This is a genomic window from Pseudoalteromonas sp. TAE79 (assembly GCF_000498015.1).
Lineage (GTDB): Bacteria > Pseudomonadota > Gammaproteobacteria > Enterobacterales > Alteromonadaceae > Pseudoalteromonas.
This window is the reverse complement of sequence record NZ_AUTL01000280.1, coordinates 40,323-52,890: the sequence shown is the minus strand read 5'-3', so window position 1 is coordinate 52,890 and position 12,568 is coordinate 40,323. Positions and strand designations below refer to the sequence as shown.

General features: G+C 38.1%; 13 protein-coding genes and 1 pseudogene. 9 read left to right on the top strand and 5 right to left on the bottom strand.

All coding sequences use genetic code 11. The features are described from left to right. Both L655_RS0123445 and modA read right to left on the bottom strand, forming a co-directional pair. A pseudogene (locus L655_RS0123445) lies at nt 1–290 on the bottom strand (molybdate ABC transporter permease subunit); the annotation flags it as partial. Continuing rightward, nucleotides 277–978, bottom strand: a complete 702-nt coding sequence (gene modA, locus L655_RS0123440) for a molybdate ABC transporter substrate-binding protein (RefSeq protein WP_024606456.1) — start codon at nt 976–978, stop codon at nt 277–279. The pseudogene L655_RS0123445 and the gene modA, both read right to left, overlap by 14 nt. A gap of 96 nt (nt 979–1,074) precedes the next feature. On the opposite strand from modA, the gene glp reads away from it, so the two are divergent. Further along, a complete protein-coding gene (glp, locus tag L655_RS0123435; protein WP_024606455.1) occupies nt 1,075–2,310 on the top strand; it encodes a gephyrin-like molybdotransferase Glp in 1,236 nt (411 codons plus the stop codon). Nucleotides 2,311–2,362: 52 nt separating this feature from the next. Here glp and L655_RS0123430 read toward each other — a convergent pair whose 3' ends face one another. Together L655_RS0123430 and L655_RS0123425 are read right to left on the bottom strand one after the other, a co-directional pair. After that, nucleotides 2,363–2,815, bottom strand: a complete 453-nt coding sequence (locus L655_RS0123430) for a hypothetical protein (protein ID WP_024599117.1) — start codon at nt 2,813–2,815, stop codon at nt 2,363–2,365. 274 nt (nt 2,816–3,089) lie between these two features. Continuing rightward, nucleotides 3,090–4,514: a sodium-dependent transporter gene (locus L655_RS0123425; RefSeq protein ID WP_024606454.1), complete on the bottom strand. Its 1,425-nt coding sequence runs from the start codon at nt 4,512–4,514 to the stop codon at nt 3,090–3,092. A gap of 189 nt (nt 4,515–4,703) precedes the next feature. Between L655_RS0123425 and L655_RS0123420 the strand changes: the two genes are divergently transcribed. The 6 genes from L655_RS0123420 (at nt 4,704) to L655_RS0123395 (ending at nt 9,032) form a co-directional block, all read left to right on the top strand. Further along, nucleotides 4,704–5,006, top strand: a complete 303-nt coding sequence (locus tag L655_RS0123420; RefSeq protein ID WP_024599115.1) for a YciI family protein — start codon at nt 4,704–4,706, stop codon at nt 5,004–5,006. A 160-nt stretch (nt 5,007–5,166) separates the two neighbouring features. After that, nucleotides 5,167–5,424 (top strand): PepSY domain-containing protein, encoded by a 258-nt coding sequence (locus L655_RS0123415; protein WP_024594903.1) that lies wholly within the window; start codon nt 5,167–5,169, stop codon nt 5,422–5,424. Between the two features lie 2 nt (nt 5,425–5,426). Continuing rightward, nucleotides 5,427–6,101, top strand: a complete 675-nt coding sequence (locus tag L655_RS0123410; RefSeq protein ID WP_002959806.1) for a response regulator transcription factor — start codon at nt 5,427–5,429, stop codon at nt 6,099–6,101. Beyond that, a complete protein-coding gene (locus L655_RS0123405; protein ID WP_024606453.1) occupies nt 6,095–7,432 on the top strand; it encodes an ATP-binding protein in 1,338 nt (445 codons plus the stop codon). Before L655_RS0123410 ends, L655_RS0123405 begins: the two co-directional genes overlap by 7 nt. Further along, nucleotides 7,419–7,829: a hypothetical protein gene (locus tag L655_RS0123400; RefSeq protein ID WP_024606452.1), complete on the top strand. Its 411-nt coding sequence runs from the start codon at nt 7,419–7,421 to the stop codon at nt 7,827–7,829. Before L655_RS0123405 ends, L655_RS0123400 begins: the two co-directional genes overlap by 14 nt. Nucleotides 7,830–7,952: 123 nt before the next feature. After that, nucleotides 7,953–9,032, top strand: a complete 1,080-nt coding sequence (locus L655_RS0123395) for an FAD-dependent oxidoreductase (RefSeq protein WP_024606451.1) — start codon at nt 7,953–7,955, stop codon at nt 9,030–9,032. Nucleotides 9,033–9,101: 69 nt separating this feature from the next. Here L655_RS0123395 and L655_RS0123385 read toward each other — a convergent pair whose 3' ends face one another. Continuing rightward, a complete protein-coding gene (locus tag L655_RS0123385; protein WP_024595420.1) occupies nt 9,102–10,139 on the bottom strand; it encodes an AI-2E family transporter in 1,038 nt (345 codons plus the stop codon). 170 nt (nt 10,140–10,309) lie between these two features. On the opposite strand from L655_RS0123385, the gene L655_RS0123380 reads away from it, so the two are divergent. Continuing rightward, a complete protein-coding gene (locus tag L655_RS0123380) occupies nt 10,310–11,200 on the top strand; it encodes a TIGR01777 family oxidoreductase (RefSeq protein WP_024606450.1) in 891 nt (296 codons plus the stop codon). A gap of 155 nt (nt 11,201–11,355) precedes the next feature. Continuing rightward, on the top strand, nt 11,356–12,519 hold the full coding sequence (locus tag L655_RS0123375; RefSeq protein ID WP_024606449.1) for a GGDEF domain-containing protein: 1,164 nt from the start codon (nt 11,356–11,358) through the stop codon (nt 12,517–12,519). Nucleotides 12,520–12,568 lie beyond the last annotated feature (49 nt).

Genomic DNA, 12,568 nt, shown 5'->3' with positions numbered 1-12,568 from the left:
GAGCCAATAACCACGCCCTGAAAACTAAACGCAAGCTGCGTACCCGTTAGCCAAAACCAAAACTGCCCAAAAGCGTGATCAGGCGAAAACAAAACAAGTAAATAAAACCCTAACAACGTAGGCGGTAGCACTAAAGGCATTGCAATTAATGCCTCTAAAAATGGTTTAAATTTACCGTTATAGCCAGCGAGCTTGTATGCCAGCGGAATACAAAAAATAAGAAGGAGTACTGCGGTTATAAAGGCAAGTTTTATAGTTAACCACAGCGCGGTTAAATCACTTTGAAGCATTGTTATCCTTTATTCTGTAACCTAATTCAATTAACTGCTGCTGCGTAGCCTGCGTCATTAAAAATTGCATAAGTTGCTTAGCGCTAGCATGCTTTTTAGTCGAGCTAATAATAACGCCTTGTTGAATTATGTCGGGATATTGATTGGTAGGCAGCACGGTGTAATCTAAATATTTTTGATCTTGCGTGTTACTGTAAGCCGCCTTTAGGGATGAAACAGCCACCAGCCCTACTCCTACATTACCACTTTGCACAAACTGAAACGCATGCGTAATATTATTCCCGTACACATAATTTATTGGTTTTTTAAAATGGTTATTCGCGTAGTGCTCTGAGGCACGTCCGTATGGTGAAAAACGCGGATTAGCAATGGCTACTTTATCATTTACTTTTTCAGCTTTGGGTTGCCACAAAGCAAGTTCGCCTAACGCGTAAGTGATCAAACTACTTTGCTCGGCATAACCTTCTTTAATAAGCGATTGCGGGCGAAAATCGTCGGCCGATAAAAACACATCAAATGGCGCGCCATGCACTATTTGCGAATATAAAACACCGCTAGAAGCGGCTGATATTTTCACGTCAACATTAGGTAATGGGGATTTTTTTAGTAGGGTTTCCAATACAGTTTTAAAATTACTCGCTACGGCTACATGCAGCGTTTCTTTTGCGTTTACGCTGCACGAAAGCATGCATATCACACACAAAAAATAACCCAACCATGTATTGTAAAGCTTTGACATTATAAGTATTGTTTCAAAATAAAATGATTTAAGTAAGCAATATATATGAACGATGTTTGCAATGCACCCGGTTTATTACCAATTGAAACTGCAATACAAAATATACTTGGCACAATAACGCCTGTTAAAGACGTTGAAACCATTTCTATAATGCAAAGTGTTGATCGCGTTTTAGCAAGCGATGTTAAGTCAACTATAAACGTACCCGCTCATAACAACTCAGCAATGGATGGCTATGCGCTGTGTATTTCAGATAAAAGCTTAACCTACACACAAGTAGGCAGCGTGTTTGCAGGTCAAGTTTTTGAAGGAACACTTACCCCAGGGCAATGCGTAAGAATAATGACCGGCGCCGCCATTGCACCTGGCGCTAACGGCGTTGTAATGCAAGAAAACGCCTCGGTTGATGGCGATAAAATTACGTTTACTGCGCAACCTGAGCGAAATGGAAACGTGCGTTTTGCTGGCGAAGATATTGCTATAGACGACGTTATTTTAAAAGCAGGCGATAAATTAAAAGCCGTTGATGTGGGATTACTGGCATCTTTAGGAATTGCGAATATAGATGTGGTAAGAACCCTAAATATAGCCGTGCTTTCTACAGGCGATGAGCTAATAGAACCTGGTCAGCCTCTTAAGCAAGGCGCTATTTTTGAAAGCAACCGCGCTGTTATTATTAGTGCGCTGCAACAAAAAAATATAGACGTGCTTGATTTAGGAATAATCCCTGATGACAAAGAACTCATCACTAATGCATTTTTAAAAGCGAACGAACTTGCCGATGCCGTAATAAGCTCAGGCGGTGTATCGGTTGGTGAAGCCGACTTTACCAAAGAAGTGCTCAACGAAATTGGCAATATCCACTTTTGGAAAATAGCCATGAAACCAGGCAAACCTTTTGCCTTTGGTAAATTAAGTAACAGTTACTTTTTTGGCTTGCCAGGTAACCCTGTGTCGGCTGCTGTTACGTTTAATCAGTTAGTAGAGCCTGCACTGCAAAAGCTGTCGGGTCTTGGTGACGTAAACCCTAAAATGCGCTTTAACGCTGTTACTACATCCGTCATTAAAAAGCGCCCTGGCAGAGCTGACTTTCAACGCGGTACTGCAACAATTAACGAGCAAGGTGACTTAGTGGTTGCCCCGTTTAATAAACAGGGCTCGGGTGTACTTTCGTCGCTTAGTAAAGCTAACTGCTTAATTGTAGTGCCTGCGCAAAGCGGCAATATCGAAAAAGGCGCAACAGTAAGTATTGAGTTGCTAGAAAGTATTGAGGTGTTATAAAGCCTAACATGCTACAGCTAACTGTATAATTTAGCTGTAGCGCTACTCTAATTTAAAATATTTTTATGTTTAGAGTTTGGATTAAACAGTTTAACTTTTCGCTACGTCCTACAAACTCTTCTTTGCTCAACCTATTAACACACTTCAGCGCATTTTTAGTCGCAAAGTATCTATCATAACTTAGGCTTCTTTCGCATTTAACACTATACGTTGAGGGCCAAGAGCCACCGGCACCCGTTGCTATGCCAACAACGTTACATGTAGCATCTATATACTGCTCCCATGCTTTTATTTGCGCTTTAACTGCATCTACTTGGTAATCATCAGTTAGTTGCGGGTAGATCTCATCCATCATTTTACTGATTTTAGTTTTGTATCTATTGCCCTCTAAATTATAAGTATTGCCCGTGTGCATTGCACCGCCTTCTGGCCAATCATCAGTACTTTGTGCAAATGCGCCAAATGATGAAATAGCAAAAGCAAACCCAATAATAATTTTATTCATTTTAAATCCCTTTAATACCAATCTGCTTATATATGGGGTCTATTTAACGTTAAGAAAATTACGCTAGAACTAGGCAAAAATTTTTGTATCTAGTTGTTCTAAATAAAAAATTTTTAACGACGTTATAGTGCAATTTAATTCGTTAAATTGATCAAAGATTTATGCAGGTTGGTATAATAGTTAGACCAGATACCTGTACAAAACGCCTATAAAAAATGCCGCTAAGCTTAACTGAGCGGCATTATATTATTCAATAAGCTTTTAAAGAGGCCTATTAAAAACCAAATATTTTTAAATCAAAAAACTTAGTCGCCACTGTATTTATAAATATTACAGCTAGAATGACAGGAATAAACGTTGAAAGTGAAAAGTTAACGTACTTTTCCATCAAGCTTCCCGCATAATTAGGCGAACCTAAGCTTAGCTCTTGTGTTAAGCGTGCTTTTTTCCAGCGGTACATTACAAACAAACACACCATTAAGCCATTAAGCGGTAAAATTGTGTCGTAAAATACATCAACAATAATATCAAAAAAGCTCTTACTAACGCCGCCATAACTGGTGAAAGATGTAAGGCTGTCAATCATACCAAACGACATTGTACATAAAATAGTAAGTACACCGGTTGAAAGTGTAAGGATGCCCAGTGCTTTTTTACGGCTAATACCTTTACGGTCGCTTAGTGTTGCTGTCGGTACTTCCACTATTGAAACAAGTGAAGTAATCGCTGCAAAAAATACTAATAAGAAGAATGAGAACGCAACAATAGACGCACCTACATAACCAATATCATTTTGCAGTGCTAATAATATTTTAGGTAGGTATACAAAAATCATTGATACGGACGAATCAGAAAGTGCTGATGGGTCTGTATTTGGGTCAAAGCTAAATATCGCTGGCAACACCATTAGCCCCGCTACAAACGCAACGAGTGAGTCAGTAATAGCGACCATTTTAGCACTGCTTACAATGTCATCTTTTTTAGAAATGTACGACGCGTAAGTCATTAATATACCCATACCCAGCGATAGCGAGAAAAACGCTTGGCTTAATGCGCCATTAAGTACACTTGCATTCATTTTAGAAAAATCAGGAATAATGTAGTATTTAACACCGGCCATTGCGTTATCAAGCGTTAATACATAAGTAACTAGAGCTAGTAGCATAACTAATAAAGCGGGCATTAAAAATTTGGCGGCTTTTTCTATGCCTTGTTTAACACCACCTAACAAAATTAAGTTCACCATAATAACCACAACAGCCATATAACCAAACACAGTGTAACTATTAATAAAAACACCAAAGTGGCCAGGATCTGCAAGTAAATCTAAATTACCGAGGCCTGTTTGCGTTAAATAACCAAAGATCCAAACCGTAATCACCATATAAAATACAGCAATCATAAATGGTGTAAGCACCGCAAAAAACCCAGCTAACTTCCATTTTTTATCGTTATTAGATAATAGTTTGTACGAACCAAGTGGATCTTTTTGAGCGTTACGACCCATTGCCATTTCAGCCATCATGACTGGTAAACAAATGAATATGACAAATAAAGCGTAAATTAATAAGAATGCGCCACCACCATTTTTAGTAGCAGAAACCGGAAAACCAACTAAATTACCAATACCAACAGCTGAACCGGCCGCTGCCATTATGAATCCAAGGCGGGAACTAAATCGTTCTCTATTTTCGCTCATGCATAAAACCTTTTTATTATTTTGTATATTTCAGCGACTCTACCAGTGTTACACAGAGATTTTCAAGCAATTACAGCTTAAAAATAAAATCGAAGTGTAAACCTGTGTAAATACGCTTTTAATTCACCAATTTTCAACGCTGTGGTAGTATTGCGTTAATCAAATTTAACAATTTTTATGAGATTCCTTATGTTGTACATGATTCACTCAACAGACGTTGAAAACAGCTTAGAGCTTAGAAAAGCAGCACGCCCGGCACATTTAGCACGCCTTAGTGAGCTTGATTCACAAAACCGTCTACTTACCGCCGGTCCATTACCGGCAGTCGATAGTGAAGATCCTCAAGAAGCAGGTTTTACCGGTTCATTAGTGGTTGCTGAATTTGAATCAATTGAAGCAGCTCGAGAGTGGGCAGCAGCAGACCCTTACGTTGCCGCTGGCATCTATGAAAATACAATTGTTAAACCTTTTAAAAAGGTATTTCCTGCTTAAAAAGTATTAAACCCTAGAGCGTGCGTTGCACTGTAATTCAGGGTTTGTTCACAGGTTTTTAATTAAAATTATCAGGATAAAAACGAATTTACCGTTTTTACTTGAATTTTAGTAACTTAGTTAATTAAACTAAGTGAGTCTGGTCTAGGAGTTTTCCATTATGCGCGTATTATTAAGCCTCGGTTTTATTGCTTGTGTTAGCTTAGCTAACTTTAGTCAAGCAGCAACCGCCACCCAAGCATCTCATGCTGAGGTGGACAAAAAGAAAGCCGTAATACTCGCAAAGAAAACAATTGGCGGTAAGACCTTAAAAATTACCGAAAAAACAGATTTTTATACCGTACGAATACTCAAATCTGACGGCCACGTCGTTGATTTACATATTAATAAAAAAACCGGCGAAGTGAAAAAGGATTAAAAATGCGAATTTTAGTTATAGAAGACGATTTACATTTAGCAGATAACCTACGTAATGCCTTAGAAAAAGAACGTTACAGCGTGGATTTATGCCACGATGGTGAAGCAGGTCTTTTCCACATTACAGAATACCCGCTTGATATGGCCGTAGTTGATTTAGGTTTACCTAAAATAGACGGTATTGAGCTAATTAATAAAGCACGAGCACAAGGCATTACAATCCCTATTTTAATCTTAACCGCGCGCGATCGCTGGCAAGATAAAGTAGAAGGTTTAGATGCAGGTGCCGATGACTACCTTACTAAGCCATTTCATGTTGAAGAGCTTATTGCCCGTTGTAATGCATTAATTCGTCGCAGTGCTGGTAAAGCAAATCCAGAAATGACTGCAGGTCCAATTAAAATCCATACACGTTCACAACAAGTATGGGTTGATGACAAAGAACTTAGCCTGACAGCTTACGAATATAAAGTACTTGAATACTTAATGGTAAATCCGCAAAAAGTAATTTCTAAATCAGAATTGACTGAGCATATTTACGACCAAGATTTCGATCTTGATTCAAACGTAATTGAAGTATTTGTACTACGTTTGCGTAAAAAGCTTGACCCTGATGGTGTGCTAAACCCAGTAGAGACACTACGTGGGCGTGGTTACAGGCTTAAAAGCCAGTGGTAATACCGCAAATATCGTTAAAAATAAGGCAAGGATTTATCCTTGTCTTTGTTTTATTAGTCGCGCTCCCTATCTTATTTTATTCAATTGGCAAAGCGTATTACGCTTCACTTGTTGATGCGACTGAAAAAACTCTCGAAGCACAGCTTTACTCGCTAATATCTGAAGTCGACTTTACTGAGCATGGTATTATTATGCCCAGCACTATTTTAGCGCCTGAGTTAAACAGATTAAATTCTGATACCTACGCAATGATCTACCGCGATGATGACCCGGTTTGGAACTCAGAGTCGGCTGTAAATTTAAACTATGTACCTCAGCAAATAGAGACCAAAGCAGGTGCTGCTGACTTTAGGCGTGTAGAATATAATAATACCGCTTATTGGCAACTTAGCCTGACTGTAATTTTAAACAACATAGATCAATCAGAACAAGCTCGCTTTATATTAGTTAAACGTAACGACGCTCTACTTCGTTTAATGGATGGCTTTAAGCAAACCCTTGTAGATTGGATGTTTATCATGGGGATTGCAATCGCAGGCCTGATGGCGATTGGTTTCATTTGGAGCGCTCGCCCACTCCAACGACTCGATAAAGAAATAAAAGCAATTGAATCGGGTGATATTCAAGAAATTAAAGGCCTCTACCCTGTAGAACTGCAAACAATAAAAGCAGACCTAAATTTGCTACTTGAGTCGCAACAACGCCAAAAAGAACGCTATAGAGCCTCATTGAGCGATCTTGCTCATGCACTCAAAACGCCGCTTGCTGTATTAAAATCAAGTCCATTGGCAAACGATGCCGATGCACAAGAACAACTCGACCGCATTAATGTGATGATCGAGCACCAATTAAAACGTGCTGCAACGGGCGCATCAGACACGTGGAAAAAACAAACCCCTATTAAGCCAGTACTCGATTCAATACTCAGTGCTATGGCAAAAGTATATCGTGATAAAGATATTATTTTTAGCTGCACTGTAACCGAAAAAGATTATTTTTTAGGCGATCAAACAGATTTAATGGAATTACTCGGTAACTTGATTGATAACGCCTGTAAAGCGTGTCGCTCACAAGTAGCAATACAAGTTATTCAAAGCAAAACTTTATGTATTGGAATTAGCGATGATGGTCCTGGCGTGCCAGAGGACAAACGTGAATCTCTACTTACACGGGGTACTCGTCTGGATACATACGAAAGCGGACACGGCGTAGGGATGGCAATTGTATCTGACTTGGTTAAGTCCTATCGCGGTACACTTACCATTACAGAAGCTGATAACTTAGGCGGCGCTCAATTTATTTTAGAGTTTAATTACAATGACAAAAAGTAACTATTTATTAAAACTAACTGCCATTGTGTTATTAGCTTCAAGCCAATACAGCTTTGCAGATGAAGCATGTACTTTAGCCGCTAAAGCAACAACCGATGAAGCTAAGCGATATATTCAATGCCTAGATAGCCAAATTGATAAAGCAAAACAAGCACAAGGCAGTTGGATACAAAAGCGTAAATATGAGCTAACTAAGTCACAAGAAAGCACAGGCAATACGCAAGTGCTGCCGTTATTTATGCGCAGCATTAAAACTAATGAAAAGTACCTTGAGAGCGCCTGCCAATGGCGTTACTTAATAAAACTTCCTAATGCGACAACCGCAGCCATTAGCTATAAACTGTGTGAAATTGAGCTTATAAATCAATTTACAGAATCACTAAAACACCCATTTTGACGTAACTTAAGCACACTAAACTAGTTACGTTTCTTTACTCACTCCCTATAGCTTACTTGACAATTTATTCATACCAAAACAAACGACCTACTAGTAGATTGCTAAAAACTAATGGATAAACAGATGACTAAACCAGTAATTATTATAGGTGGCGGACTTGCTGGTTTGTACAGTGCGTATAAATTACAACTACTTAATATTGAGTACTTATTATTAGAAGCTAAATCGCAATTAGGTGGCCGAATTTTTGCCGCGCAATCACCAATAAATAACGATGTTAGTTTTGATTTGGGTCCTACGTGGATATTTCCCCACCAACCAAAAATTCAAGCGCTAATAAAGTCACTCAACTTAAGTATATTTGAGCAATACCATAAAGGTGATGTGTTATATCAAGCACCTAACTTCAAACAACCTCAACAAATTGCAGGTGCTGGAGATATGCAACTATTTAGACTCAAACACAGCATGAATACCTTAATAACTGCCTTATATGAGCAGCTTAATCCTGATTCAATATTATTAGAACATAATGTCACTGAGCTTAAAAAAGGTGATAATAACTGGCTAATTACGGTTAATCACTTAGGCAATATAAAGCACTTTACTACTGGCAAATTAATTTCAGCAATTCCTCCTCGTATGGTTACAACGCATTTAACACCTGAACTATGGGCGACTCCAACACTCATAAACCGCCTTAGCAGCGTACCTACATGGATGGCAGGACAAGCCAAGTTTATAGCTACTTTTGAACATGCATTTTGGCGTGATAAAAACTTATCTGGGCAAAGCTTTAGCCGCGTAGGCCCTATGGTAGAAATTCACGATGCCAGTGCTGAGGATAGTAATTACGCCGCATTATTTGGCTTTATAGGTGTGCCCTACTTATCACGAAACCAAGTAACTCAAGAGCAATTAATTCAAGCCTGTGCCCAACAGCTCAGCTACTTTTATGGTAAGGATGCTGAAAAGGCAACCGGATACTTTATTAAAGACTGGGCAGAGGATAAATTTGTAGCTAATAAAGACGATCAAACTCAGCCTTCACAGCACCCAGAATTTGATTTTTCAAACTTGGAAGAGCAATTAAGTAACCTCAATATTCATTTTGTAGCGAGTGAGTTTGCAAAACAAGAAGCAGGATATTTAGAAGGCGCAATATACGCAGTGGATGACGCTATTAAATCGTTTATTAATTAATAGCCCTGTATTTATTGATAACTTAACCATCAAGGGTTTTAATTTTACAGCCCTTGATGGTTATAAATGTTAGTTATTTTTAGTAACGTCTTCACCGCTGCCCAATAAAGTGGCAACCCACTTGCCTTCTGCACTGGCTTCTAGGGCTATTTTTACAATCATTGTTAATGGTACAGATAAAAGCATACCCACAGTACCTAATAACCAGCCCCAAAATATTAATGATAAAAACACCACTAACGTTGAAAGACCCAGCCCTTTACCCAAAAATTTAGGCTCTACAATATTACCCATTACCGTATTTATTGTTAAATATCCTGCAGCAACAAGACCTGCCACTAATGGGCCTTGAGTAATAAGGGCAAGTAATACAGCTGGTACAGCCGCAATAATTGAACCTATATTTGGAATGTAATTGAACATAAATGCCAACACGCCCCAAAGCACAAAGTAGTCAACGTCTAAAATCCATAAGTAAAACGCAGCAATAATACCCGTCCCTAAACTTACTAGCGTTTTAATTGCCAAGTATGAATTAATAGATTCTAAAAAGCGGTCAATTTGCTTCATTTTACTATCAGGGTCTTCAAGTGCCATATGTATTTTCTTGCTCAGCATTGGCCCTTCAAACAGCATAAAAACAACCGTTAAAATAATTAAAAACATGTTTGCCATTACGCCACCTAACCCAGTGAGCATATTAGTGGCCACATCAACCATTTTGCCAGGGTCGAACATATTAATTAACTGATCTTTATTGATCAGTATGTTGTATTGAGATGCTAAATCGACCAGCCACACAAACTCTTCTTTAAGTTGTGTTTTATACTCAGGAAGCTGCTGAGAAAAGTCGTTGATAGATTGCCCTACAAGCCCGCCAAGGCTTACCCCTAAGCCAACTATAATCAGCACGACCAACATAACAGCAATGCCTTTAGGAATTTTGTAGCGCGCAAAAAACTTGATAAGCGGGTTACAAATAATGGCAATAAATGCCGCCAAAATAAACGGAATAATAATTACACTCGCGGCTTTTATTCCAGCGAGGACCACTACTAAGGAAGCAAAAACTATTAAGCTTTTATTTACTCCAGTTAAACTTGCCAATTTATTAATCCTTTTATTAACTATATCGTCCCAGTGTAAGGCAAAAGGTAATTAAATGAAATAATTACGAAGTGATCATAAAAGCCTGTTTTACGTATAAATTTGCAAAGCTGTTTGCTAGCGAGTATGTTTTTTAATCACTTGCTTCTATTTTATTGTAAGGATGAATAATGCATATATTTATAACTGGCGCGACCGGATTAATTGGTAAGCACTTATGCCCTTTTTTACTTCATCATAATACTGTTACTGTACTTAGCCGCAATCCAACTAAAGCAAACGTATTATTAGGCCACAAATTTAAAGCCGTAAGTGACATTAGTGATGTTGACTTTAACACTGTTGATATCGTTATTAATCTCGCTGGCGAGCCGATTGTAAATAAACGCTGGAGCGACAAACAAAAGCAAATAATACGAAACAGTCGTATTGATATTACACAGCAAATTAGTCAAGCGATTAAAGCCTGTAGTATACCCCCGCATACTTTTATATCTGGCAGTGCAATTGGTTTTTATGGTCGACAAAATAGTAATCCTATTGATGAAACTTTTGAACGCCCACACGATGAATTTAGCCACCAGCTTTGTAAAGACTGGGAAAATGCAGCACTACTCGCCCAATCAGAACAAACCAGAGTATGCCTTTTGCGAACGGGTATTGTTTTAGCTAAAAAAGGAGGTGCACTTGGAAAAATGTTACCTGCTTTTAAATTATGCCTGGGTGGCCCGATTGGTAATGGCGAGCAAGGCATGTCGTGGATACACATCGACGATATGATTCAGCTAATACTCTTTATTATTAAACACCCAGAAATATCAGGCCCTGTTAACGCAACAGCACCCAACCCTGTAAGCAATGCTCAATTTAGTAAAAGCTTAGGCGAGGCGCTCTCTCGACCTGCATTTATCACTATGCCAACCCCAGTACTTAAACTATTAATGGGTGAAATGTCAGACTTACTAACAACGGGGCAATTTGTAGTCCCTAAAAAGGCACTCGTTAACAATTATCGTTTTCATCATCCTGATATAAAATCGGCTTTAGAGAGCTTGGTTTAGCGGGCGTTAATATTCGTTCAGTTAAAATCCCTTTCAAATTAGATACATGGGTAAATTACTACTTTTTACCCATATTGACCTTTAAACATTAATACATAATAATCAGCAAGTTTTCCACGCCAACCACGCCTATCTTTAATAAAAGAGAATCTTAAATGCTACACCTGCCTACTGTGATCAGTCTCTCTTTTATTCTTAACGTATTAATAGGCTTGTTTTTTTTATCCGTACATAACTTTAAAAAACAAACATCATTTTTATTATTTGGCCTAGCGTGCATTACCTTTGCATTTGCCGAGTTACTTGCCTGTTTAAAGTTAGTAATAGACGCGCCTTTTATTACTCACTATTTGGCTGATATTTTTATATTACTAAGTCCATTGTTAATTATTATTGGGTTAAATAAATATAAGCACAGTAAGGCACTAAACTTAAAACATCTGTATTGTCTCCTTGGATTAACGGGGGTTGCTTTATTACCCATATATTCAGACCCTGCAGGGCAAATGCTGACAAGCTTAATTATTTCGGTTTTATACCTATATTCCGCATATATTATTAAGCAGATGAACTTTGTAGCCACTTTGCAAAAAAAAGCGCTGATAGTTTGTTTGTCAATTCACAGCATTTTAATGCTCATACAAACAACACTATTGGCAATATCTATTTTTAGTACTAATTCGCCAAACTACATAGAGCCACTGCAACTTATCTTAAGTAGTCATTTAATTTTAGCCACTTGTAGCGCACTAATATTGCCATACCTGCTGGCTTCTAATACAGAGCATACACTTTCAAGCCTTGCTAACACCGATACTTTAAGCCAATTACTTAATCGCCGTGGCTTTTTTACAAAAAGTAAAGAAGCACTAAGTGATCCTAAAAATATAGACAAAAATGTGTCTGTTATTTTGCTCGATATTGACTTTTTTAAACGTGTAAACGATCAGTTTGGTCACGAAGCGGGCGACCACGCAATTAAGTGGATATCTCACTTTATTAAAGAGCAATTTTTAAATGTAGGTATTAGTGCCAGAATTGGCGGAGAAGAATTTGCCATTTTACTACCTGATTACACACTTAGTGCAGCAAAACGTGATGCTGAGCTATTAAGAAAGAATATAAGCACTCAAGCTTTTTATCATGAAAATCAGCATATAAAACTTTCCGTAAGCGCTGGGGTAAGTAATGCAATTAATGGGAATGCAACTATAAAAGAGCTGCTCGCTTATGCTGATAAACGCCTTTACTTAGCTAAAGAAACAGGCCGAGACAAAGTAGTAACCTTTGATGAAAAAAACTTACTCACTAAAAGTTAATTGCTTTTAAGTGACTTATAAGCGCATTAAAAACAACTATATTTACACT

Coding starts and splice junctions, on each gene's coding strand:
- modA (WP_024606456.1), bottom strand. CDS start 978: ATGCTTTCGTGCAGCGTAAACGCAAAAGAAACGCTGCATGTAGCCGTA.
- glp (WP_024606455.1), top strand. CDS start 1,075: ATGAACGATGTTTGCAATGCACCCGGTTTATTACCAATTGAAACTGCA.
- L655_RS0123430 (WP_024599117.1), bottom strand. CDS start 2,815: ATGAATAAAATTATTATTGGGTTTGCTTTTGCTATTTCATCATTTGGC.
- L655_RS0123425 (WP_024606454.1), bottom strand. CDS start 4,514: ATGAGCGAAAATAGAGAACGATTTAGTTCCCGCCTTGGATTCATAATG.
- L655_RS0123420 (WP_024599115.1), top strand. CDS start 4,704: ATGTTGTACATGATTCACTCAACAGACGTTGAAAACAGCTTAGAGCTT.
- L655_RS0123415 (WP_024594903.1), top strand. CDS start 5,167: ATGCGCGTATTATTAAGCCTCGGTTTTATTGCTTGTGTTAGCTTAGCT.
- L655_RS0123410 (WP_002959806.1), top strand. CDS start 5,427: ATGCGAATTTTAGTTATAGAAGACGATTTACATTTAGCAGATAACCTA.
- L655_RS0123400 (WP_024606452.1), top strand. CDS start 7,419: ATGACAAAAAGTAACTATTTATTAAAACTAACTGCCATTGTGTTATTA.
- L655_RS0123395 (WP_024606451.1), top strand. CDS start 7,953: ATGACTAAACCAGTAATTATTATAGGTGGCGGACTTGCTGGTTTGTAC.
- L655_RS0123380 (WP_024606450.1), top strand. CDS start 10,310: ATGCATATATTTATAACTGGCGCGACCGGATTAATTGGTAAGCACTTA.
- L655_RS0123375 (WP_024606449.1), top strand. CDS start 11,356: ATGCTACACCTGCCTACTGTGATCAGTCTCTCTTTTATTCTTAACGTA.